This is a genomic window from Pseudomonas sp. CH61 (assembly GCF_059429415.1).
Genome location: NZ_CM182098.1, coordinates 3,853,533 through 3,877,372 on the forward strand (window position 1 = coordinate 3,853,533; position 23,840 = coordinate 3,877,372).

A 23,840-nucleotide genomic window follows, 5' to 3' on the forward strand; every position below is an offset into this window, starting at 1 on the left:
AGAGAGTAGCGCAGTCGCAATCAGGCTTCATCGTCCATCCCCGGTTGCGTCTGCAACGGCAAGTGCAAAGTGATGCAGGTGCCGCGTCCGTCGATGCCGTCGGCGACACTGATGCGACCGCCGTGCGCGCCGACCATGCCCTGACAGATCGCCAGGCCAAGGCCGGTGCCCTGCCCCCCGCGATCTCCCCGGGCAGCGGTGTAGAACATGTCGAAAATCTTCGCCCGTTCCTCTTCGGGAATCCCCGGTCCTTCGTCGCTGACCGAGAAGAAAATCTCTTGGTCATTCGCGCCTGCGTTCAGTTGCAGTCGACCGTGAGCTGGCGAAAAGCGCGCCGCGTTTTCCATCACATTGACCAATGCCTGTTCGATCAACGCGGCGTGGACAAACAGCAGCGGCAATTCGCTCGGGACATCGGTGCTGACCTGCAACGGCGCGAGCACCGCGCGCAGGCGATTGAGCGAACTGCCGACGATGTCGGCCGGCGACACCCAGTCCCGCGCCAGCTTAAGCGCACCGTGGCCGAGGCGGGTCATGTCGAGCAGATTCTGAATGTAGCGATCGAGGCGTTCGGCTTCATCGCGGGTGCCTTCGAGCAGTTCGCGACGGTCTTCCAGCGGGATCGCCTCGCCGAGGGCCAACAGGCTGTCGATACTGCCGCGCATGGCGGTCAGCGGCGTGCGCAAGTCGTGGGACACGGAGGCCAGCAAGGCACTGCGCAGTTGTTCGGTTTCACCGTGCAGGCGCGCAGCTTCCAGGTCATCAGCCAACTGCGCGCGCGCCAACGCTTGGGCGAGCGGCTGACTCAACGCGGTAAGCAAACGCCGGCGTTGACCGCTCAAGGTCTGGCCTTCTTTCGCGCAGACACCGAGCAGCGCCAGCGGCCCATCCTCGACCGACAGCGGCCACCACCACCAGCGCCCGAACGGCAGCGTTCCGGTACCCATGCCCGCCGGTTGATCGTGCTGCCAGGCCCAGTCGGCGGCGGCACGCTCGGACTCGGTAAACTCCAACGGCCCGCCGGTTTCGACTTTCCAGCCGCCCTGACCGTCGCGATTAAGCAGGCACAGTTGCAGATCGCTCCAGCCATTGAGGTGTTGCGCGGCGGCGCTGATTACCGCTTGGCGGTCGGTCGCGGCGGTGAGTTTGCGCGACAGGTCGAGCAGTTCGGTGGTCTCTTCCTGGGTGTCGCGCAGGGCCTGCAATTGCCGACGCTGACGTGCCGCCAGGTTGCCCGTCAGTGCCGCCATCAACAGGAAAAACAGCAGGGTCAGCACGTCTTCTTCGCGCTGAATGCTGAAAGAAAAATTCGGCGGGATGAACAAAAAGTCGTAAGTCAGAAACGACAACGCGGCACAGGCCAGCGCCGGGCCGAGACTGCTGCGCACCGCCACCAGCAACACCGCCGCGAGAAACACCAGTGAGATGTTCGGCAGCGGCAACACGCTCGACACCGCCCACGCCAAGGCACTGGCCAACACCGTGGCGACCAGCGCCAGCGCATAGTCGAACCACACCAGGGTCAGCGCATTGCGCGGGCGCGGTTGATGCTGTTGCTGATCGCTGTCGAGGACGTTGATTTCCAGTCCGTGGGCCTGACGCAGAAGGCGCGCTGCGAGTCCGCCGCCGAACAAACGACGGCGCAGACGTGGCCGGGATTGACCGACTAATACCAAGCTCGCGCGGCGTTCGGCGGCATGCTGGATCAGGGTTTTGGCGACCTCACCGGCGCGCAGTAAAACCACCTCGCCGCCAAGACGCTCGGCCAGTTGCTGAGCGCTTTGCAGGCGTAGACGCGATTGCTCGTCACGTACGGTACCGTTGTCGACGTGCACCAGACTCCACGGCAAATGCCGGCGCTGGGCAACGCGACTGGCATGACGCACGAGGCGTTCGGCCTGCGCATCACCATCGACGCCGACCAGCAAGCGCCCACGTACCGCCGGTGCGGCTTGACCGAGTTGGCGATAGCCTTGGGCGAGATCATTGTCGACTTGAGCGGCGGCGGTTTGCATCGCCAGTTCGCGCAACGCGGTGAGGTTGGTCTGGGTGAAAAACGCATCGATCGCCGCGCGCGCCTGCTCCGGCACATAGACTTTGCCTTCGCGCAGTCGCTCGAGCAATTCACGCGGCGGCAGGTCGATCAGCAGCAGTTCGTAGGCTTCTTGCAGCACCCAGTCCGGCAGGGTTTCGCGCACTTGCACACCGGTGATGCCGCGCACCTGATCGTTGAGACTTTCCAGGTGCTGGACGTTGACCGTGGTGAACACGTCGATGCCGGCAGCGAGCAGTTCCTGAATGTCTTGCCATCGCTTGGCGTGGCGGCTGCCGGGCGCGTTGCTGTGAGCCAGTTCATCGACCAGCACAAGCTTGGGCCTGGCGGCGAGAATGCCGTCGAGGTCCATTTCTTCGAGCATCACGCCACGGTATTCCGAGCGCACCAGCGGCTGCTGCGGCAAGCCACCGAGCAGCGCTTCGGTTTCGGCGCGGCCATGGGTTTCGACGACGCCGGCGAGGACTTTCACTCCTTGGCGCAACTGGGTGTGGGCGGCCTGGAGCATGGCGTAGGTCTTGCCGACACCGGGAGCAGCGCCGAGGAATACTTTCAACCGGCCACGGCCGTCACGGGGCAGGTCTGCTAACAGCGCGTCGGCGCGGCCGGAGTCGCTCATGCTTGATGCTCTCTCTCTTGCTGATAGTTATGCAGTGTTCTTTCGGCCCTCTTCGCGAGCAGGCTCGCTCCCACATTTGGAACGCGTATCCCTGTGGGAGCGAGCCTGCTCGCGAATGGCCGCGCCACCGATCTACAATTTTTCCAGTGCCATGTTCAGCGCCAGCACATTCACCACCGGCGGCCCCACCAGCGGCTGTTCGATATGCGCATCGAGCAGTTGCTGAAGAGTCGATACCGGCACATTTCGCGCTGCCGCGACACGCGCCAGTTGATAGGCAATTGCTGCCGGTGGCAAGTGCGGATCGAGGCCGCTACCGGAGGTGGTCAGCAAGGCCAGTGGCACCGGGCCCTGACCCGGAACCTGCAGTTTGTTGGCGTCGTCGATCACCCGCGTGGCGAGTGCCGGATTGCTCGGCGCCAGGTTGCTCGCGCTGCTGGAAACGGTCGCGAAGGCACCGGCGGAGGGACGTGGATGGAACCAGGCATCGCCGACAAAATCCTGGGCGATCAGTGACGAACCACGGACCTTGCCGTCGGCGTCGTGCACCAGGCTGCCGTTGGCTTGCGCGGGGAAGGCGACTTGCGCGACACCTGTTACCACCAGTGGATAGGCGACGCCGGTGACCAGGGTCATCAGCACCAGCAGGCTCAGGGCCGGACGTATCATTGTGGACATTGCAAAATCCTCGAATTCGTTGGGCAAACTTTGGTGGGGTGTCAGGGAGATCTTTTCCCCCTCACCCCAGCCCTCTCCCCCAAGGGGGCGAGGGGGAAAGGGAGCCGATTTATGTGCTTTTCAAAACCTGAGTTCGGCTCGGTATCTCAGGTCGGTGTAGCTCCCGCAAGCACCTCGGTAAGTCCCCTCTCCCACGAAGGTGACAAGGGAAAAGGGAGCCGATCTTTGTGCAGTTCAAAACCTGAGTTCGGCTCGGTATCTCAGGTCGGTGCAGCTCCCGCAAGCACCTCGGTAAGTCCCCTCTCCCACGAAGGTGACAAGGGAAAAGGGAGCCGATCTTTATGCAGTTCAAAACCTGAGTTCGGCTCGGTATCTCAGGTCGGTGTAGCTCCCGCAAGCACCTCGGTCAGTCCCCTCTCCCACGAAGGTGACAAGAGGAAAGGGAGCCGATCTTTGTGCAGTTCAAACCTGAGTTCGGCTCGGTATTTCAGGTCGGTGTAGCTCTCGTAAACACCTCGGTCAGTCCCCTCTCCCACGAAGGTGACAAGAGGAAAGGGAGCCGATCTTTGTGCAGTTCAAACCTGAGTTCGGCTCGGTATTTCAGGTCGGTGTAGCTCTCGTAAACACCTCGGTCAGTCCCCTCTCCCCCCGGGAGAGGGTTAGGGTGAGGGGCTGCGATGTCAGCCTCACACCAGATGCAGCGCCGTGAGCAGCATGTCGATCGCCTTGATCCCCACGAACGGCACCAGAATCCCGCCCAATCCATAGATCAACAGATTGCGCCGCAGCAACGCCGCCGCACTCGCCGCCTGCACGCGCACACCACGCAGCGCCAGCGGAATCAGCACAACGATGATCAAGGCGTTGAACACAATCGCCGAGAGAATCGCGCTCTGCGGACTGGTCAACTGCATGATGTTCAGCACACCCAGTTGCGGATAAATCGAAGCGAACAGCGCCGGCAGAATCGCGAAGTATTTGGCCACGTCGTTGGCGATGGAAAAGGTCGTCAGCGCGCCACGGGTCACCAGCAATTCCTTGCCGATCTGCACCACGTCGAGCAGCTTGGTCGGGTCGCTGTCGAGATCGACCATGTTCGCCGCTTCGCGTGCTGCTTGCGTGCCGTCGTTCATCGCCATGCCAACGTCAGCCTGAGCCAGCGCCGGGGCATCGTTGGCGCCGTCGCCGCACATCGCGACCAGACGACCGTCGTTCTGCTCGTGACGAATACGCGCGAGTTTCTTCTCCGGCGTGGCTTCGGCGAGGACATCATCGACGCCCGCTTCAGCGGCGATGGCAGCGGCAGTCAGCGGGTTGTCGCCGGTGACCATCACCGTGCGGATCCCGAGTTTACGCAGCTCGGCAAAGCGCTCGCGAATGCCCGGTTTGACCACGTCCTTGAGGTGGATCGCGCCGAGCAGTTTGCCGTCGGCACAGACCAGCAATGGCGTGCCGCCGCTCTGCGCAATCTTGTCGATTTCCCGCGACAGCGCCGGGGCCAGATCCGCGCGTTTTTGCCCGAGGAAACTCAGCAGCGAGTTCGCCGCGCCTTTGCGGTAGACACGGCCCTGATAGTCGACGCCGGACAAACGGGTTTCAGCGCTGAACGGCACAGCGGTCAAGGTTTCCAGCGCCGGCTCAGGCTGCGGGTGCAGACCGCGCAGGTATTCGACGATGGATTTACCTTCAGCGGTTTCGTCAGCCAAAGAAGCGAACAGCGCACCTTCGGCCAGCTCGCGACCACTCACACCCGGCGCGGCATACACCGCACTGCAACGACGATTACCGAAGGTGATGGTACCGGTCTTGTCCAGCAGCAGTACATGCACGTCACCCGCTGCTTCCACCGCACGACCGGACTTGGCGATCACGTTGAGGCGAACCAGACGATCCATCCCGGCAATACCGATCGCCGACAGCAAACCGCCAATGGTGGTCGGGATCAGCGTGACCAGCAGCGCTACCAGAAACACCAGCGGCAGGCTGCCGTTGGCGAAATGGGCGAACGGTTGCAGGGTCACCACCACCAGCAGGAAGATCAACGTCAGGCCGATCAGCAGGATATCCAGCGCCACTTCGTTGGGCGTCTTCTGGCGCTTGGCGCCTTCGACCAGCGCGATCATGCGATCCAGAGTCGACTCACCCGGATTGACGGTGATCTGCACCAGCAACCAGTCGGAGACCAGTCGCGTGTTGCCAGTGACCGCCGAACGATCGCCGCCGGACTCACGAATCACCGGCGCTGATTCACCGGTGATCGCCGCTTCGTTGACCGCCGCGATACCTTCGATGACCTCACCGTCACCGGGGATCATCTCCCCGGCTTCGACGCGCACCACATCGCCTTTGCGCAGGCTCGCCGCCGGCACGACCTGAAAGCTGCCGTTGGCCAGTTTGCGTCGCGCGCTGAGGCCTTCGCTGCCGGCCTTGAGGCTATCGGCGCGCGCCTTGCCGCGACCTTCGGCCAAGGCTTCGGCGAAGTTGGCGAACAGCACGGTGAACCACAGCCACAGGGCGATTTGCGCGGCGACGAAGGTCGGCACGTCGGCGTCGGGAATAAAGCACAGCACGGTGGTGAAAATCGCCGTCAGCTCAACCACCAGCATCACCGGCGAACGCTTCAGCTGCCGAGGGTCGAGCTTGACGAAAGCTTGCAGCAGCGCCGGCCGCCACAGGGCCGAGATCGCGGTTTTCGGTGCTTCTGCCGACTTGGTCGGCTCTGCAGGTTTTGCAGGAACGTGCATATTCATGATGGATTCCTTAGAAGCCCATACTTAAATGTTCGGCAATCGGGCCGAGCGCCAGAGTCGGCAGAAAGGTCAGGCCGCCTACCAGCAAAATGGTCACGGTCAACAGGGTCACGAACAGCGGGCCGTGAGTCGGGAAACTGTTCTGGCCGATCGGTGCGGTTTTCTTCATCGCCAGGCTGCCGGCCAAGGCCAGAACCGGGAGGATGTAACCAAAGCGGCCGATCAACATGCCCAGGCCCAGCATCAGGTTATGGAAAGGCGTGTTCGCGCTCAGACCACCGAACGCCGAGCCGTTGTTGGCGCTCGCCGAGGTGTAGGCATAAAGCAACTGGCTGAAACCGTGCGGGCCAGGGTTGCTGATGGTCGCCGCAGCACTGGGAACCGCGGCGGCAATCGCACCGAGCACCAGCACGCCGACCGGCATGACCAGCAGGGTCACCACCAGTAATTGCACCTCTCGCGCCTGGAGTTTCTTGCCGAGGTATTCCGGCGTACGCCCGATCATCAGACCGGCGAGGAACACTGCGATCAACACGTTGAGCAACATACCGTAAAGCCCGGCACCGACGCCGCCGAAGATCACTTCGCCAACCATCATGTTGACCAGTGCAACCATGCCGCTTAGCGGATTGAGGCTGTCGTGCATGCCGTTGACCGAGCCGTTCGAGGCGGCCGTCGTCGTCACCGACCACAGCACGGTGGCGGTGGTGCCGAAGCGCGCTTCTTTACCTTCCAGCGGTGCGGTCTGTTCAACCGCAGCGTTGTTCAGGGTCGAGTTCGGCTGATATTCGGCCCACAGCGAGGTCGCGCCGCCGATCAGGAACAGCGCCAGCATGCAGGCGATGATCGCGCGGCTCTGGCGCAGGTCTTTGACGTAGTGGCCGAAAGTGAACACCAGCGCCACCGGGATCAGAATGATCGAAGCGACTTCAAACAAGTTGCTCCACGCGGTCGGGTTCTCGAACGGATGCGCCGAGTTGACGCCGAAGAAACCACCGCCGTTGGTGCCCAGTTGTTTGATCGCAATCTGACTGGCGGCCGGGCCGAGCGGGATCACTTGATCAACGCCTTGCATCGTCACCGCGTTCACATATTGCGCGAAGGTTTGTGGGACGCCCTGCCAGACCAGATACAGCGCCAGCAACAGGCACAGCGGCAGCAGGCCGTAGAGGGTGGCGCGGGTCATGTCGACCCAGAAGTTGCCAAGGGTTTTCGTCGATTTGCGGCCGATGCCACGGCACAACGCAACCAGCACGGCGAGGCCAGTGGCAGCGCTGACGAAGTTCTGCACGGTGAGGCCTACCATCTGGCTCAGGTAGCTGAGCGTCGCTTCACCGCTGTAGGACTGCCAGTTGGTGTTGGTCATAAAACTGACCGCGGTGTTGAACGCCTGGGTCCATTCCTGGCCCGGCAGATTTTGCGGGTTCAGCGGCAAGTGATCCTGAAACAACAGAATCGCGAACAACAGCAGGAAACCGGCAAGGTTGAACGCCAGCAGTGCCAGCGTGTATTTCTGCCAGCTCTGTTCAGCCTCGGGGTCGACCCCGGCGATGCGGTAGCAACCGCGCTCGACCGGGCCGAGAATCGGCGTCAGCCAGGTGCGCTGACCTTCCATCACTTTGTAGTAGAAGCGCCCGAGGAACGGCGCCGGCAACAGAACCACCGCAAAAAACGCGAGGATCAGCCAATAGTCATAACTGTGCATAGCCGCTCCTAGTTCCGATCCGCGCGCAACAGCGCAACCAACAGATAAATGAACAGCCCCACTGCCAATAGCAGTGACACCCCGTCCAGAACGCTCATGGAAGATCTCCGTGTTACGGCGTATTGCCGTGTGTGCAGGCATTGTCGGAAAGGAGGCTGTAAAGGAACGAGAGCGAGGGGGTTGGCTGGGCATAAAGAAAGCGTAAAGAGTGGGTTTATGCAGGCTTTACAGGTGGGTTTTGCGCTGTATGGGCGGGCCTCTTCGCGAGCAGGCTCGCTCCCACATTTTGAAATGCGCAGGTCCAGACACCGGTGACACCTGTGGGAGCGAGCCTGCTCGCGAAGACGGCATAACCGCCAACATCGCACCCAACTGGCGCACAAAAAACACCCATCCAGCCGCGAACATCCCCGATACGACAGCTTTCAACTCATTACGACTTGTTTCAGCGCACTGGCACGCCCACTGCAAACGCCCTTCCCCGAGCTTTCCAAACCGTTCAGGGAGCAACCGCATGAACACACAACTCAAACCCACACTGGGCACCTTGCACCTGTGGGGCATCGCCGTAGGGCTGGTGATTTCCGGTGAGTATTTCGGCTGGAGTTACGGCTGGGGCGTGGCCGGGACACTGGGTTTCCTGGTGACCTCGTTCATGGTCGCGACCATGTACACCTGCTTCATTTTCAGCTTCACCGAACTCACCACCGCGATTCCCCATGCCGGCGGGCCGTTTGCCTACAGCCGTCGCGCCTTCGGTGAAAAAGGTGGATTGATTGCAGGCCTGGCGACGCTGATCGAATTCGTCTTCGCTCCGCCGGCCATTGCCCTGGCGATTGGCGCGTACCTCAATGTGCAGTTTCCGGCACTCGATCCGAAACACGCAGCAGTCGGCGCCTACATCGTGTTCATGGGCCTGAACATTCTTGGCGTGAAGCTGGCGGCCACGTTCGAGCTGATTGTTTGCGTGCTGGCCGTCGCCGAGTTGCTGGTATTCATGGGCGTAGTTGCGCCCGCGTTCAGCTTCAGCAACTTCGCCCTTAATGGCTGGGCGGGGTCGGATGTATTTGGCGCGCCGGCGATTGCCGGGATGTTTGCCGCGATTCCGTTTGCGATCTGGTTCTTCCTCGCCATCGAAGGCGCGGCAATGGCCGCCGAAGAAGCCAAGGATCCGAAGCGCACGATTCCCAAGGCCTACATCAGCGGCATTCTGACCCTGGTGTTGCTGGCGATGGGGGTGATGTTCTTTGCCGGCGGCGTTGGCGACTGGCGTACCCTGGCCAACATCAACGACCCGCTGCCGCAGGCGATGAAAACCGTGGTCGGCGACAACTCGGGCTGGCTGCACATGCTGGTGTGGATCGGCCTGTTCGGTCTGGTCGCCAGTTTCCACGGGATCATCCTCGGCTACTCGCGGCAGTTCTTCGCTCTGGCCCGCGCCGGGTATCTTCCAGCGTCACTGGCGAAACTCTCGCGCTTCCAGACACCGCATCGCGCAATCATTGTCGGCGGCATCATCGGCATCGCCGCGATTTACAGCGACGGCCTGATCAACCTCGGTGGCATGACCCTCACCGCAGCGATGATCACCATGGCCGTATTCGGCGCCATCGTGATGTACATCATGAGCATGCTCAGCCTGTTCAAACTGCGTAAATCGGAACCCAATCTCGAGCGTACTTTCCGCGCGCCGTGCTATCCGTTGATTCCAATGATTGCATTGGTGCTGGCGGTGGTTTGTCTGGTGGCGATGGCGTGGTTCAACACGCTGATCGGGTTGATCTTCCTCGGATTCATGGCGGTCGGTTTCGGCTACTTTCTGCTCACCGGGCAACTGCGCGCCAACGCACCGGCCGATGCGATGCTGACGGGCAATTGAGGGATTTCGGGTGAACCGGGTGCAAGCGGCCTAGAATGGAACCACTGCGAAGTCACTTCGCTCAAACGTGGTATGCAGCGTTGCACGGCGAAATCCTCGCCCGTCGACCTGCCCTTAAGGAGAGCCGTTATGCCCTGGTATGCCTGGTTGATTCTGGTCGTTGCAATCGGCTCGATCGTCGGCGGATTAATGATGTTGCGCGACACCGCCAACAAGGTCGATCTGACCGATGAAGAACGCCGACGCGTTGCCCAACGCAATGCCGAAGCCGACGCCAAAGACGCCCAAGATCGCTGAACACAACCCCGCCTGATCGGCGGGGTTTGTGCTTTTTATAGCCATTGGAGCTATCTGCACGCTTTTAAGAAGTAGAAGTACAGTCACCATCTAATTTTCCTTGGTTAAGATGGGGACATTGTTGCGGAGAGTTCCAGATGCGTTACTCGCAGGACCATAAAGCCCAGACCCATCAGCGCATTATCAAGGAGGCTTCGGCACGCTTTCGCAAGGACGGAATCGGCGCTACGGGTCTGCAACCCTTGATGAAAGCGCTGGGGCTGACCCATGGCGGTTTCTATTCGCATTTCAAGTCCAAGGACGAGTTGGTCGAGAAGGCCTTGCAAGAGGCCGGCAACCAGGTCGACGGGTTGTGTGCCGAGATTTTTGCCCAGGACAATCCGCTCGATGTCTTTATCGAGACATACCTGTCGGAATGGCATCAAACTTCGCCTCATGAAGGCTGCCCGTTGCTGACCATTTCTTCCGAACTGGGCCTGCGTGGACAACCGAGTCCTACCAGCGACGAGGTCCTCAATGCTCGGCTGGAGCAGATCGAGAACAGCCTCGAAGGTGAGAACAGCGCAGACCGCGCCATCGTCATCATGTCGACCCTGGTCGGCGCGCTGCTGCTGTCACGCAGCGTCGCGGATGCCGAGTTTGCGCAACGCATTCTCGATGTCACCCGCGATCACCTGAAGAACCGCGACTAAGCCTGCCAGCGCTTGAACAGCACGCTGGCATTGACTCCGCCAAACCCGAAACCATTGGACAGTGCATATTCGATCGACATCGGCCGCGCCTGGCCATGGACGATGTCCACCCCTGCGCTCGCCGGATCGGGATTGTCGAAATTCAGCGTCGGCGGAACGACCTGATCACGAATGGCCAACAGTGTGAAAATGGCTTCAAGCCCGCCGGCAGCGCCGAGCAAATGACCGGTGGCTGACTTTGTCGAGGTCACGGCGATTTTATTCTCGGTACCGAACAACGCCTTGATCGCGGCCAACTCACCCAGATCGCCCACTGGCGTCGAGGTAGCATGCGCATTGAGATGCTGCACCTGATCCGGCTCGATACCCGCCTGCGCCAGTGCCAGCGTCATCGCCCGCCGCGCCCCGCTGCCATCTTCAGGCCCGGCCGTCAGGTGATAGGCGTCGGCGCTGGTGCCATAGCCGACCAGCTCCGCCAGCGGCGTCGCGCCACGCGCCAGCGCATGCTCCAAGGATTCGATCACCAACAACCCCGCGCCCTCGCCCATCACGAAACCGTCGCGCCCGCTGTCGAACGGCCGCGAGGCGCGCTGCGGGGTGTCGTTGTAACCGCTCGACAGTGCCCGCGCTGCCGCAAAACCGGCAAGACTGACGCGGTCGATGCAAGCTTCCGCGCCACCGCACACGGCAATATCAGCTTCACCGGCGCGGATCAAGCGCGCCGCATCGCCAATCGCTTGAACACCCGCAGCGCACGCCGTCACCGGCGCCCCCAAAGGTCCCTTGAGGCCGTGTTGAATCGACACGTGCCCTGCCGCGAGATTGACCAGGAACGACGGAATGGTAAACGGTGACAAACGCCGAGGACCGCGACTATCGGTGGTGCGTACAGCGTCGGCAATCGCGCCGAAACCGCCGACACCGGAGCCGATGATCGTAGCTGTACGCTCCTGGCTTTTGCTTTCCGAGGGGTGCCAGCCAGCCTGTTCCAGTGCCTGCCGGGCAGCTTCCATGGCGAACAGAATAAAGCGGTCCATCTTCTTCTGTTCCTTGGGTGGCGTGGCGCGATCCGGATCAAATCCTGCCTCAGCGTCCTCTTCCAGCGTTGGCACCGCGCCGCCGACACGCGTGGGCAAATCAGCGACCGTTGCCTCAGGCAGGTTACGCAAACCAGAACGTCCGGCCAGCAAACGCTGCCAGACGACTTCACGATCGCTGCCCAAGGGTGAAACAAGGCCCATGCCCGTGACGACTATTCGACGCGAATCCATACTGTAGTGACCTCTGATCAATTCAATTGCCGGACTTGTACCGTTGTGCTGCGGCACTGCGGGAAAGGTTCGGTGCCATGACATGGCGAGCCGCAACAAAGGCGTGCCATTCGCCTGCGTCAGGCAGCGAAGGAATGGTGATCAACTCGCCCTGATCCAGACCGGCCAGCGCCGCATCGACCATCTCGCCTGCGTCCATGACCATTTCTGCCGGAATGCCACTGGCATCGATGCCGGAGCGCTCCCAGATTTCGGTGCGAGTCACACCCGGCAGCACGGCCTGGATCTGCACGCCGGTGCCTTCGAGTTCAGTGTTCAGCGACTGGGTCAGGCTCAGTACATAAGCTTTGCTAGCGCTGTAGGTGGCGTTGAAGCGTTCCGGAAACAACGCCACCACCGAGGCGATATTGATGATCGTGCCACGTCCGGCCTTGGCGAAACTCGCGGCCGCGGCCGATGCCAGGCGCGTGACGGCGGTGATGTTCAACTGGATCAAGCGCTCCAACTGGTCCATGTCGGCGTTGGCCAGTAAACCGTCCGACGCCACACCGGCGTTATTGACCAGCAAGCTGATGCTGGAATCGCTGCGCAGACGTTGTTCGAGTTTGAGTACATCGTCCTTTTGCGTCAGGTCTGCTTTCAGCACTTCGACCTGAACACCATGGGCATCGCGCAACTGACTCGCGGCGCTTTCCAGTCGATCCTTGTCACGGGCAACCAGCAGCAGATCAAAACCACGCGCCGCCAGGCGCTGAGCGTAAATCGCACCGATACCGGACGATGCGCCGGTAACGAGAGCAGTACCTTGGGAGTGTGCGGAATTCATGAGAATGCTCCTGAAATGCTTGATGAAGGAAGTTGCCGATGAGACGTGTCGGCTCGACGCCCCGGCAAATTATTATAGGCATAATCTAAAGGAGATATGATAGCCGTAATTTTAAATCGTCCGACGGGTGCCCTCTCCACTCCCACCCGCAGCCAAGCACTGCGCCAAATGAAAAAGGCCGGTCTAAGACCGGCCCCCTTGGCGTTGAACAGTAAGCTTAGTTGACTTCCAGCTTGTCGCGATTGCGATCCAGGATCGCTTTGCCAATCCCCTTCACTTCCAGCAACTCATCTACTGATGAAAACGGCCCGTTTGTTTCACGATAGGCAACAATCGCTTTCGCCTTGGCCTCACCCACTCCAGCCAGTTCCTTTTGCAGCGTCGCCGCGTCGGCATCATTGAGATCGACTTTTGCGCTTTGTGCGGGTGCCGCTGTATCCATGACCAAAGGCGCTTTAGGCGCCTCCGCTGGCGCAACAGGTGCGGCAATAGCGGCGATCGAGGCGCTGGTGAGGAAAGCAAAGATCAGAGAATAGAAGTAACCGGTACGCATTAGTGACGCTCCATCATCGTTTGAGAAAGCAGCTTTTCCGAAGCTGCTCTCCAAACGTAGGCCATGGTGGAGCGATGTCAAAAATGCGTGCGTTACAGGATGTGAAACAATCAGGGCTCAAGCCGACGCTGCTGGTAGATCCAGTCGACGATTTCGCCATCGGGGGTGTAGCCGGAGACGGTTTCGCGCAGGAGTTGGCGGACACGCGAGTAATCATCCTTTTCAACCGCAACCAGCAAATCATGCAACCGGTTCTTGAGCACATCCCAAGGCAAGTGATCTTCACTTGCCGTCATGATCATCGGATGAGGTGTAGCGGCCACGTTGTCGCCGATCAGCAGCTCCTCGTAGAGTTTTTCACCTGGGCGCAGCCCAGTGAACTCGATAGAGATATCACCCTGAGGATTGCGTTCGGAACGAATACTCAAACCGGAAAGATGGATCATTTTCTCTGCAAGCTCGACGATTTTTACCGGTTCTCCCATATCCAGCACGAATACATCTCCCCCCTGCCCCAATGAGCCGGCCTGGATAACCAACTGCGCGGCTTCAGGAATGGTCATAAAGTATCGAGTGATCTTGGGATGAGTAACCGTCAACGGTCCGCCGGATTTTATCTGACTGTGAAACAGCGGGATCACAGAACCGGAGGAGCCGAGCACATTACCGAAACGCACCATGGTGAACCGGGTTTTATTTACTCGCGAAACATTGGATTTATCACCAAACAGCACCGGTGCAATCTCCCGACTCAAAGCTTGCAGCGTCAACTCTGCCAGGCGTTTTGTGCTACCCATGACATTGGTTGGACGAACGGCCTTGTCAGTCGAAATCAGGACAAAGTTCGAAACGCCTGATTGCAAAGCAGCCTGAGCGGTATTGAGCGTACCTATTACGTTGTTCAGAACACCTTCAGCAATGTTGTGCTCAACCATCGGCACATGCTTATAAGCGGCAGCGTGATAAACAGTATCTACCCTCCAGATATTCATTACATCGAGAAGCTTTTCCTGATGACGAATAGATCCAAGAATCGGCAGCAGTCGAACGGGCGCCGATTCCCGGCACCCGCGGCCTTCGAGCTCTGACACAATCGTATAAAGGTTAAACTCGCTGTGTTCGAATAAAATTAGCGTGGTCGGAGCCAAAGCGAAAATCTGCCGACAGAGTTCAGATCCGATTGAACCGCCGGCACCGGTGACCATCACAATCTTGCCCTTGACACAGCGCTCCAGAAGATCCGACTGTGCCGGTACCGCATCACGACCAAGCAGGTCGGCAATATCGACCTCCTGAATATCCTCCACTTTGACCCGCCCACTGGCCAAATCGCTGAAACTGGGGACACTCCGCACGTGAAGCGGGAAACCTTCGAGCAGATTCAATATTTCCCTACGCCTGGCACGCGTAGAGGAAGGTAGAGCCAGAAGAATTTCCTGTGCGCCGGTCTCATCAATCATCTGCTGGATGTGTCTGGGTTTATAGACTTGAAGGCCGGAAATTGATCGCTCGGAAATACTCGCGTCATCGTCGATGAATGCCACCGGACGCATAACACGCCCCATCCGCAGAGCTGCGACCAATTGATTACCCGCGACACCCGCACCGTAAACAGCGACCTTGGTCAGACCGTCTTCGCGGTTGACGAACGGTACGTGTTGAGCGGCAGTGAACCAGTTGCCCATGAAGTATTGGCGCATGCACAGTCGCAATCCGCCGATTATCACCAGACTCAGCCACCAATAGTTGAAGATGATCGAGCGCGGCACGACAGCCTGATGATTGCTGTACCAGAAGACGACAAGCGCAAGAATGAGGGAGGAAAGGCTGACGGCCTTGATGATCGCGATCAGCGCGTCATTCCCGAAATATCGCATGACCGCACGGTACATGCCGAAGCGGATGAACAGGGGAATCGCGACTATCGGGGCACAGATAAACAACCAGAGATGGGTTCTGAGAGGATCCAAGACATCCTCGATCCCCAAGCGAACCACGAAAGAGCCCCACAATGAAATCCAGACCAGAAACACGTCCATCACTACCTGAATCAGACGTTTTCTCTGACGCGGCATTCTAAGGAGGAAAAGTCGCAATTTGTCCATTACACGATGTTCCATTTCAATCTCGGTTGCTCCGACCAGGCAAAGATATCACTCCCGTTTTACATCCTACTCGACATGCAACAGCACAGAGTATTGCCAGACTAGACATGGGCTAACGAGCGCACTCCATTAAAGCGCAAAAGAGTAGAGATTTAACCCTTCGGACAGATAAAATTAGCGTTCAGCGAGTATTATTCATGCAAAACGATATCAAGAAGCCATCAGCGTGCTTTTTTGCAGCAGTCATAACTCAATATTTTCAAGTGTGAGGACGCATGGAGCACCCAACGCCGCAAGCCCTTCAACTGACTCACTCCTTGGAGTCCCCCGCCGATGGGGCGTCTGCTGTTGAAGTGGCCATTCTTCTCTGCACCTACAACGGGCGGCCATTTCTCAAAGAACAAATTGAGTCTTTCATAGCGCAAACCCATAAAAAATGGACGCTTTATGTGTCTGATGATGGATCCAGCGATGGCACACTCGCCGTGTTCGAAGAATACAGGGATCTTATTGCGACAAATCGCATTAAAATATTCGCCGGACCTCGCACCGGGTTTGCCCAAAATTTTATATCGCTTATCAGGAACGATAAAATAATCGCGGATTATTTTGCTTTCAGCGATCAGGATGACATCTGGTTCCAGGACAAGCTGGAGCGAAGTATTGATCAATTAAAGTTATTACCGCAAAACCTGCCGGCCATGTATTGCTCGCGCACTCGATTGATTGATGAGAATCGAAATATTATCGGCTATTCTCCGAAATTCATTCGAAACCCGAACTTTCAGAATGCATTGATTCAGAGCATAGCGGGTGCTAATACAATGCTTATAAACAATTCAACACGAAAGCTTTTGAATTGCATACCTGCAGATATCAACATCATTGCGCATGACTGGCTGACATATCTCTTAACCAGTGGTTGTGGTGGCACGGTAATTTACGACATCCAACCCACACTGGACTATCGACAACATAGCGGCAACGTGATTGGCGCCAATACCGGGATCAAGGAACGCATCATCAGATTCGGAAAAGTAATCGATGGACAGTTCCGCAATTGGAGCGATTCAAACCTCAAGGTACTCGACTGCGTAGAGACTGAACTAACAGCGAGCAGTAGAAAAACGCTTAATGAGTTCAAGCAAGGTCGTGAAAGCAATTTTTTCAAAAGAATTTATCTGTTAAAAAAATCCGGAATCTACCGGCAGACACTAAAAGGGAACATCAGCCTTTGTCTCGCAATTCTTTTTAACAAGATATAGTTCCCAAGCACGCCGACAACTGCCAATTCAACCTTCGCCTACACCAGCCGGCAATGAGGCCCAAATAAAGCCAGACCCACGAGATAACTTAATGTACCTCGCGGGTCTGGAAACCAACTTATCTTGATGAAAGCCTTAAACCTCGCTGAGTCGATGAGGTAAAAACAGTTAGGCGGTCCCAATCAAGATGATGTCAACTCGGCCAATACTTTTTTCGCTGGGTCCCAAGTCCAGTTTTGCACGGTATCGAAGCCGGCCTGCCTCAACTTGTTACGTAGCGAATCATCATCGAGCAAACTCTTGACAGCCTGTCGCGCACCTTGGATATCGCCCTTTCCGATCTTCAAGACGTTCACCCCATCAACTGCATACTCGATACCGCCATTGACATCCATGATGACAACCGTGCAGCCGCAGGCCATGGCTTCAAGTGGAGGATATGCAAAGCTCTCTATCTTGCTCATCTTCAGCAAAATATCACAGGACGAATATATTCTCCGCATGTCTTCCTGTTTCACCTTCTGGAAAAAACGCTCATGTCGCCAATGCGGTTCAGGCATGCCATCACTGCTCACTATCCACAAGTCGCAATCGAGTTCGCTAACGGCTGCATAAGCGTCAGCCATACCTTTGAACGGGACCGAAATAGGTCCTTCAATCAATACGCGCAAACGCGTCGGATTTTTTTCCTGTAAAGGGGTATCCGGGTAAAACAATGCCGGGTCCAGACCATTGGGCAAGTAGACTGGAGAATGACCAAACTCCAATCTTAAAAAATCGACAATCCACTGCGCGATACCGACATACTCAATATCCTTCTTATAAGTCTGTTCTACGCGCTCTTTTAATAAATAATCATCATAAAAAAGACGCTCATCAGACTGCACCAGATACAGCTTCCTCTTGGCTTGAATCTTTTCGAGCCATTCAACTGTCGTCCAGAACGTAGCGAAGAGCATATCGATGTTATCGACACCACACTGGGATATATCATTTATGGTATATACGCGAATTGCCGGGTTCCCAAACCATTGAATATCTCCGTAGCCACCCAAATCTATCACGAACGCATCGTGACCTTCCTCGATGAGCAGACTTACATGCTTCAGGACAACTGCAGCACCACCCGAAATACCAAGCCCAGCGAGTAGAAAGGCTATTTTCTTCGGCACAGGCCCCTTTCTCCGATACTCTTCTTTAAGCAGAGTTTCCCAATGACCGTCATTATCCTTGAAATTCAGTTCATTATTCCCGGCATGCAATCGGAGATCAGTCAATACGTGCGGAACAGATTTGAACTTTGCGCCATTGTAAGCGAGGCGCAACCACAACTCGTGGTCCTCACGGTACTCCATTTTATGCTTCAGGAACCCCGTATTCAGAAGCGTTTCTCTTCTCACCATCACAGTACTTTGGCAAGGAACACAGACTTTTTCCAGCATGCTCAAATCACAATCAGGACTGTAAACCTCCTGACCATTAACGAGTCCATCAATTTCACGGCTACCGTCCAACAGTGCTCGCCAACCGCCATAAACGACATCTACACCCGACTCGAGAATTGGCAGGCATACTTCCAAGCGATCAGGGGCTGCAATATCGTCGCTATCCAGAAATGCAATATATTTACCCCTGGCTTCGAGAATTCCCTTATTTCGGCCACGCACCGCATTTCCGGAACTAGTGGGGAAACTAAAAATTCTTACAAGAGGGTTATTCCGAAATTCCTCCACGACCGCCATGGTCTGAGCAGGCGAACCGTCAGTGACCAATATGACTTCAAATACCTGCTGCGTCTGCGCAAGCGCTGAATTGACAGTGACTCGCAGTACATCGACCCGATCGTAAATAGGTATGACAAATGAAACCAGAGGCGCTGGATTCGCGCCCAAATCATCTATTTCCCGGCTAAACCGCTCCAGCGCTGAAGAGGCGATCTTGCGCTGCCTGCGACGCACTAAAAAACTGACGGTCCGACGAACAAACGCCAACACCCCTTCTTGCCGCAGAACAAACACAGAATTCCTGGCCAACAATTTCAAAGACGCTATTTTCAGCGAAAACTTTGATGCTAGCCGACGAACCGGAGAGGTGATTTTCCAGCTATTGGAGTTCAAAACGGCGTTCAACTCATCACGAGACAACGCCAGAAAACGCTCCAGTTCAGCAAGCCGATCATCAGTACTGCTGGTATCGGACTTACTCGACTGCAGCGACTGCTTTAACTCCTGCCGTAATAGAGAAAGCTCTTGGTTCAATCTTGCAACTTCTGCTTCTCGCTCGGAAAGGACTTTACTGAAAATGGAGATCTGCGACTCCTTTTGAGTAATATAACGATCGAGAATAATCTGGTCAGTGGCCTCCTCCATGGCACCCGACCTTGCAACATTTTTTTCCTTCCGATTTGCGAGGATCATATTTAACGATTCAACATCCATCTCACGACTGCCTAAAACGCTAGTCAATTGCGCGATTTTATCCTCGAAATCCGATAGCGTTGAAGTAACGAGATCAATTTGAGCTTCCCGGTCGGCCAACGCCTTACTAATCTCATTCATCTTTATTTCTTTCTCATGTTCCGATTTGGCGAGGTGGCTCAACCTTAATTCAGAATTCTTAACAACTTCCTGGTAGTTTCTTATAACATTGCGCTGCGAACAAAAGGTTTCTGAGTCCTTGGAAAGAACCTCGAACTCGGTCTCCGAAAGAGTTACGCACATAGGCAGCCGATCAAAAGTCTCAATAAGTTTGGCTACATTATTCTTGAGTGAGTATTTTTCGCTGGCAATATTTTTAAGTACTTCGGACTGCTCCAAAACGGAACGATACCCTAAAATCAATTCATCGACTATTTGTGAAGCCGACTTCTTTACCGGTGTGCATCTACCAGAAAAATTCTTCTCAGAGGCTTGGGCTAAGATAGTTGGCGTGATCCAACCCGGGCCGCTAAACCGATCATAACAATAAACGGGCACGCCTCCGGCCAGGCAATACTGCACTGTTTTACCGATGGTTATAACAGCACTGTAACGGCCTAAAACTTCCGGGGTCACCCGCTTGGGTGTGCCTTGAATACCAATTATGTCGACGTCAACTCCGCGCGCCTCAAGCAAACCGACCAGTTCAAGAACTTCATCAGGTGCGTGATTTGAGACAATGCACACTGACTCAAGCGTGCTGGAGATCGCGCGCCGTGGCATCTGGAAATACCCCTCCGGAGAGGAGTTAGGAAGGATGCTGACTCTTCCGACAAACTGAGGGTATTTCTGGGAAAAGTGTTCAAAATTTTCTTGCGAGTGGACCAGATACTGGGAGAAAAAGATACTGGGGACGGGTGGACTTTCGAGAGGCTCAAAGTGTGACAGCGAAGAATAAAACCCGCTCTTCGCCGATATCCGATCCCGGGCGAATAATTGATAGACGACAACGTAATGCGTTAGCCATACAAAATCAAAACTCGCATTACTCAAGCGAGTGACTGATAAATCAACATAGGAAATCCCGGCGGCGTTTAATTCGGACTCAATGGCGCCACCTACCTCAAGCGCAGCAAGCACAACATCAAAACCAAGATCAGCCAAGGTAGTGGCAATTTCCAAGGCGGCAATCTCTGCACCCGCGAAATCCACCAGCCTTGAACAGGCCACCAGCGCCTTTTTTTTATTCGCTTCAGTCTGACTCATATCAGTTAATCTTTATTGAGTTTTCAAACAACGTGACGCACCACTGGTGCAAATCGCGGCCAAAATCGGATAAATCATGGAGCGCGTGCCCCTTCCGTTTCGACCACTTCTCCCCGTAAGGTATCCAGGGAAAATTTGCACTGTAGTAATCACACGTTGCATCCCAATGCTCATACGAGAGACTCTTGCCATAATGCTGGCAATAAAAGTTGACGTCTGTAACACCTGAAACAACCGGTTCCCTGGCATCCAACCCCTGAAACTTCACAGTGTCGCTGTTCTGCCACAGCATCAAGATATCTCGTCGCTCCACACCGAAGTACCGCCGAAAGTTCAACAGCGGTGTTCCCGGCAAGTAAGGAGCATCATCTCCTGGGGTCATATAAGCGTCGAATAGTTGTATTCTGACCGCTTCCGGCTTCATTTCTGGAGACGTAGTCACATACTCTCGGATGGGACCGATATAGCGTTCATCCGCGTCGCAACACATGCACCATTGAAAATCAAAGTGTAGACGAGCAAAATCCAGAAGCATCCCACGATGCCGGGTTTCAGATAGAAGGCGATTATCAATCCCTGATTGCCAGTGGTTGTTCTCCACAATGAGCACGACTTTCTCGCAAGATTTCAGTATCTCTCGGGTACTATCCGTACTGGCGTCTTCGTATACACAGATATAGTCAGCAAACGTCGAAAGATGGTCGAGCGTATCTTTTAGAATAAGCTCCTCATTACGCACCCTCAGCAATACCAGTAGAGGAACCTTGTCACCAGTCCTGGAGGGTAGACCCGGACGCACCCAGAGGGCCTCACCCTCATTCAGGTTCCAGCCGGCATTATCAATCCATTCATGGTCAGACCTGAGCATGCCATCAACTTTCGCGAGGCCACGCGAACTACGTTCCATATCGACATCGAACTTGAAGCATGTCTCGAGTTTATCGTAAGAAAACATACCCTGCTCATCAGAGACAGAGAGGGTGGCTCTGTATGAACCAGGTATAAAATTATTATTTCTTATGACCAGAGAAACACCGGGTTTAGCCGAGGAGAAAAACAGGTCATCTCTCAGGCTACTGAGAATCGTAACCACTTTCTCGTTTGCATCATAAATGATCAACCCAACGCCGTACGTCGGAACTACATCCGAGAACGCCAGCTTCACGTCAACACGTATGTCCTCTCCCATCTTGTAGGAGGGTTTATCGATAGAGACTGAAACGATAGATATCGTTTTGGCTCTCGGCACGGACGGTGCGGCGATTGGTTGGTTAAGAGCCGCTGTTGGCGTGTTGTTTTCCTTGCGTATTTCCGATTCCATTTCGGTTTGATACAGGTCGCAAACGCTTTGACGCTCACCAATTGACCGCACCACACCTCTGTCGAGCCAAATAGCGCGATCGCAGAAATTTCGAATGGCTGATGTTGAGTGCGACACGAACAGAATCGACGTTCCAGCATCGCGAATTTTCTTCATTCGTGTGAAGGACTTCTCCTGAAAAGCCATGTCGCCGACGCTTAGCGCCTCGTCAACCACTAGAATATCGGGATCCACTTGTACCGCTACCGAAAACGCCAGCCTTGCGACCATACCACTTGAATATGTCTTTACAGGCTGATCGAGGAAATGCCCAATATCAGCAAATGACTCGATATCGTCGAACTTCTCGTCGATTTCTTCTTTCGTGAGACCCAGGATTGCTGCATTCATATAGACGTTTTCACGTCCGGTGAATTCGGGGTTAAATCCAGAACCCAATTCAAGCAATGCAGCAATTCTGCCACGGGTTTCAATTTCTCCACTTGTTGGAGTCAAGGTCCCGCAGATCATTTGTAAAAGTGTAGACTTGCCACTACCGTTACGACCGATAACACCAATGGTTTCGCCGCGTTTTATCTCGAAGGAGACATCCTTCAACGCCCAAAATTCATCAAAGTATTTGCGGCGTTCTCCATTCTGCTCACGAGACCGAACACGAGGCAAAACAAATTGCTTTAGCCGATCCAATGGCGCGCCATAAATCTCATAGCGTTTATTGACATTCGTCACGCGTATTGCAATTTGATCAGAGGACATCGGCAAAACCTTTTCGTGTTTTCTGAAACCAGGCAAAACCTGCCCAAGCAAAAACTGTAGCCGTCAACATATACACAGACAGGCCTGTCCAATCAGGCAGATGGCCCCATATGAGCACCTCCCTCGCCTGTTCAATGATGAACGTCAAGGGGTTTGCCATCATGAATGGGCGGAAAGCCTCTGGAACGGCGGAGACAGGGTAAAAAACCGGAGACAGAAATGTGAGTACCGTGGTGATAATCGCGGTGAACTGTCCTATGTCGCGAGCAAAAACACCGAGCGACGCCAGAAACCACGAAAAGCCCATGATCATGACAATCAACGGAAAGATTACAACTGGCATGAAAATAGCTGTCCAGTGCACCGATCCTTTGAAAATGAAGAGCGCCATTATCAGAACCAGAAAACTTACCAAACTATGGAACAGTGCCGCTCCCAACGTGATTACTGGGAGAATTTCCAAAGGAAAAACAACTTTCTTAACGTAGTTAACATTAGAAATGATCAAACCCGGCGATTTGTTGAAAACCTCTGCAAAAAGTCCTTGTACGATCATCCCGACAAACAGAATCAACGCAAATTGCGCCTTGCTTTCGTCCGCAGCGGTCCCTACCCAGCGGGTTTTAAATATTTCAGAGAAAACATAGGTGTACACAGCGAGCATAACGATCGGATTAAAAAACGACCACGCCAAGCCCATAGCGGAACCTTTATATCGCCCGACGACTTCTCTTTTTGTCATCTGCGAAATCAATCGCTTATTTCGCCACAAACTCCCGAGAAGTCCTCTTAACGTAATTGACCTTCTAGCGTGTGGATTAATAATCTCAACTAAATCCTTCATTAAGAATTCCTGTTCTTACAAATTAAAAAAAGAAAAAAAACACTCATAATAAAGCTGTCACCAGAACTGTATGATTAGTGATATTTTCTTGAGAGATTATGCTCGCGGACGTTGCTGGCACATATGAAAGCTGCAAATGCCAGACGCCAAAGGGCGATGCAAAGATTCGCGAACAATTGATGCGCTGGGAAGGCACGTTCAAAGGCTTTTCGCTACTTGAGCTGAAAGCCTGTAAAGCTGGAAGATATTTTTTTGACACCCCGACACTCGCCTCCGAAGGCGACTCCGGACTGCGAGTGTTGAGCGCTTTGTGCAGGCCCACTATCGTGGAGGTCGATGAAGCCTGATGATGGCTCGCTGTATCCATGTTCATACGATTAAGCCGGAAATTTCCAAACCAATGCGAAGGGATGGCTGAATGCCTTTACGATCACGACCATTTGCACGTCATAGAATGCAATTCCAGCGATCAGCAGAAAACATGTGGTTAAGCTAAATCTTATACTCATACGTTCTGAACCAATTGATATATGCCGCCAAGCC

At 55.4% G+C, this 23,840-nt stretch carries 17 protein-coding genes; 5 read left to right on the forward strand and 12 right to left on the reverse strand.

What is annotated here, in order from left to right; genetic code table 11:
- Nucleotides 1-20 precede the first annotated feature (20 nt).
- The 5 genes from AC5SEM_RS17240 to kdpF form a co-directional block, all read right to left on the reverse strand.
- Nucleotides 21-2,672, reverse strand: coding sequence for a DUF4118 domain-containing protein (locus tag AC5SEM_RS17240; protein WP_495470903.1), 2,652 nt, complete (start codon nucleotides 2,670-2,672; stop codon nucleotides 21-23).
- A gap of 132 nt (nucleotides 2,673-2,804) precedes the next feature.
- Nucleotides 2,805-3,350 (reverse strand): potassium-transporting ATPase subunit KdpC, encoded by a 546-nt coding sequence (gene kdpC, locus AC5SEM_RS17245; RefSeq protein ID WP_495470904.1) that lies wholly within the window; start codon nucleotides 3,348-3,350, stop codon nucleotides 2,805-2,807.
- 686 nt (nucleotides 3,351-4,036) lie between these two features.
- Nucleotides 4,037-6,100 carry a potassium-transporting ATPase subunit KdpB gene (gene kdpB, locus AC5SEM_RS17250; RefSeq protein ID WP_495470905.1) on the reverse strand — a complete coding sequence of 688 codons (2,064 nt, stop codon included), beginning with the start codon at nucleotides 6,098-6,100 and terminating at the stop codon, nucleotides 4,037-4,039.
- A 10-nt stretch (nucleotides 6,101-6,110) separates the two neighbouring features.
- Entirely contained in the window at nucleotides 6,111-7,805 is a 1,695-nt protein-coding gene (kdpA, locus tag AC5SEM_RS17255) for a potassium-transporting ATPase subunit KdpA (protein ID WP_495470906.1), read from the reverse strand.
- Between the two features lie 8 nt (nucleotides 7,806-7,813).
- Entirely contained in the window at nucleotides 7,814-7,903 is a 90-nt protein-coding gene (kdpF, locus tag AC5SEM_RS17260; RefSeq protein ID WP_007899818.1) for a K(+)-transporting ATPase subunit F, read from the reverse strand.
- Between the two features lie 416 nt (nucleotides 7,904-8,319).
- On the opposite strand from kdpF, the gene eat reads away from it, so the two are divergent.
- The 3 genes from eat (at nucleotide 8,320) to AC5SEM_RS17275 (ending at nucleotide 10,673) form a co-directional block, all read left to right on the forward strand.
- The gene (eat, locus tag AC5SEM_RS17265; RefSeq protein ID WP_495470907.1) at nucleotides 8,320-9,684 is read left to right on the forward strand and encodes an ethanolamine permease; all 1,365 of its coding nucleotides are present in this window, start codon (nucleotides 8,320-8,322) and stop codon (nucleotides 9,682-9,684) included.
- Between the two features lie 129 nt (nucleotides 9,685-9,813).
- Nucleotides 9,814-9,981 carry a DUF2897 family protein gene (locus AC5SEM_RS17270; RefSeq protein ID WP_007908505.1) on the forward strand — a complete coding sequence of 56 codons (168 nt, stop codon included), beginning with the start codon at nucleotides 9,814-9,816 and terminating at the stop codon, nucleotides 9,979-9,981.
- A 137-nt stretch (nucleotides 9,982-10,118) separates the two neighbouring features.
- Nucleotides 10,119-10,673: a TetR/AcrR family transcriptional regulator gene (locus AC5SEM_RS17275; RefSeq protein WP_495470908.1), complete on the forward strand. Its 555-nt coding sequence runs from the start codon at nucleotides 10,119-10,121 to the stop codon at nucleotides 10,671-10,673.
- Here AC5SEM_RS17275 and fabF read toward each other — a convergent pair.
- The 4 genes from fabF to AC5SEM_RS17295 all read right to left on the reverse strand — a co-directional run bounded on the left by fabF (nucleotide 10,670) and on the right by AC5SEM_RS17295 (nucleotide 15,443).
- Nucleotides 10,670-11,944, reverse strand: a complete 1,275-nt coding sequence (gene fabF, locus AC5SEM_RS17280; protein ID WP_495470909.1) for a beta-ketoacyl-ACP synthase II — start codon at nucleotides 11,942-11,944, stop codon at nucleotides 10,670-10,672. The two genes, AC5SEM_RS17275 and fabF, sit on opposite strands and share 4 nt — an antisense overlap.
- Before the next feature lie 22 nt (nucleotides 11,945-11,966).
- Complete coding sequence (locus tag AC5SEM_RS17285) at nucleotides 11,967-12,770, reverse strand: SDR family NAD(P)-dependent oxidoreductase (protein WP_495470910.1); 804 nt, start codon at nucleotides 12,768-12,770, stop codon at nucleotides 11,967-11,969.
- A gap of 217 nt (nucleotides 12,771-12,987) precedes the next feature.
- Nucleotides 12,988-13,323 (reverse strand): helix-hairpin-helix domain-containing protein, encoded by a 336-nt coding sequence (locus AC5SEM_RS17290; protein ID WP_116030505.1) that lies wholly within the window; start codon nucleotides 13,321-13,323, stop codon nucleotides 12,988-12,990.
- Between the two features lie 110 nt (nucleotides 13,324-13,433).
- Nucleotides 13,434-15,443: a nucleoside-diphosphate sugar epimerase/dehydratase gene (locus AC5SEM_RS17295; RefSeq protein WP_177412576.1), complete on the reverse strand. Its 2,010-nt coding sequence runs from the start codon at nucleotides 15,441-15,443 to the stop codon at nucleotides 13,434-13,436.
- Nucleotides 15,444-15,703: 260 nt separating this feature from the next.
- Between AC5SEM_RS17295 and AC5SEM_RS17300 the strand changes: the two genes are divergently transcribed.
- Nucleotides 15,704-16,693 (forward strand): glycosyltransferase family 2 protein, encoded by a 990-nt coding sequence (locus AC5SEM_RS17300; protein WP_495470911.1) that lies wholly within the window; start codon nucleotides 15,704-15,706, stop codon nucleotides 16,691-16,693.
- 182 nt (nucleotides 16,694-16,875) lie between these two features.
- Here the strand turns inward: AC5SEM_RS17300 and AC5SEM_RS17305 are convergent, their stop codons facing one another.
- Genes AC5SEM_RS17305 through AC5SEM_RS17315 form a run of 3 tightly spaced genes read right to left on the reverse strand, consistent with a single transcriptional unit; the run spans nucleotide 16,876 to nucleotide 23,276 of the window.
- Nucleotides 16,876-20,376 (reverse strand): glycosyltransferase, encoded by a 3,501-nt coding sequence (locus AC5SEM_RS17305; protein WP_495470912.1) that lies wholly within the window; start codon nucleotides 20,374-20,376, stop codon nucleotides 16,876-16,878.
- 1 nt (nucleotide 20,377) lies between these two features.
- Entirely contained in the window at nucleotides 20,378-22,453 is a 2,076-nt protein-coding gene (locus AC5SEM_RS17310) for an ATP-binding cassette domain-containing protein (protein WP_116030502.1), read from the reverse strand.
- Nucleotides 22,443-23,276 carry an ABC transporter permease gene (locus AC5SEM_RS17315; protein ID WP_437180382.1) on the reverse strand — a complete coding sequence of 278 codons (834 nt, stop codon included), beginning with the start codon at nucleotides 23,274-23,276 and terminating at the stop codon, nucleotides 22,443-22,445. The genes AC5SEM_RS17310 and AC5SEM_RS17315 overlap by 11 nt, the downstream gene beginning before the upstream one ends.
- A 119-nt stretch (nucleotides 23,277-23,395) precedes the next feature.
- Between AC5SEM_RS17315 and AC5SEM_RS17320 the strand changes: the two genes are divergently transcribed.
- Nucleotides 23,396-23,644 carry a hypothetical protein gene (locus AC5SEM_RS17320; RefSeq protein WP_116030500.1) on the forward strand — a complete coding sequence of 83 codons (249 nt, stop codon included), beginning with the start codon at nucleotides 23,396-23,398 and terminating at the stop codon, nucleotides 23,642-23,644.
- The last annotated feature ends 196 nt before the right edge of the window (nucleotides 23,645-23,840 follow it).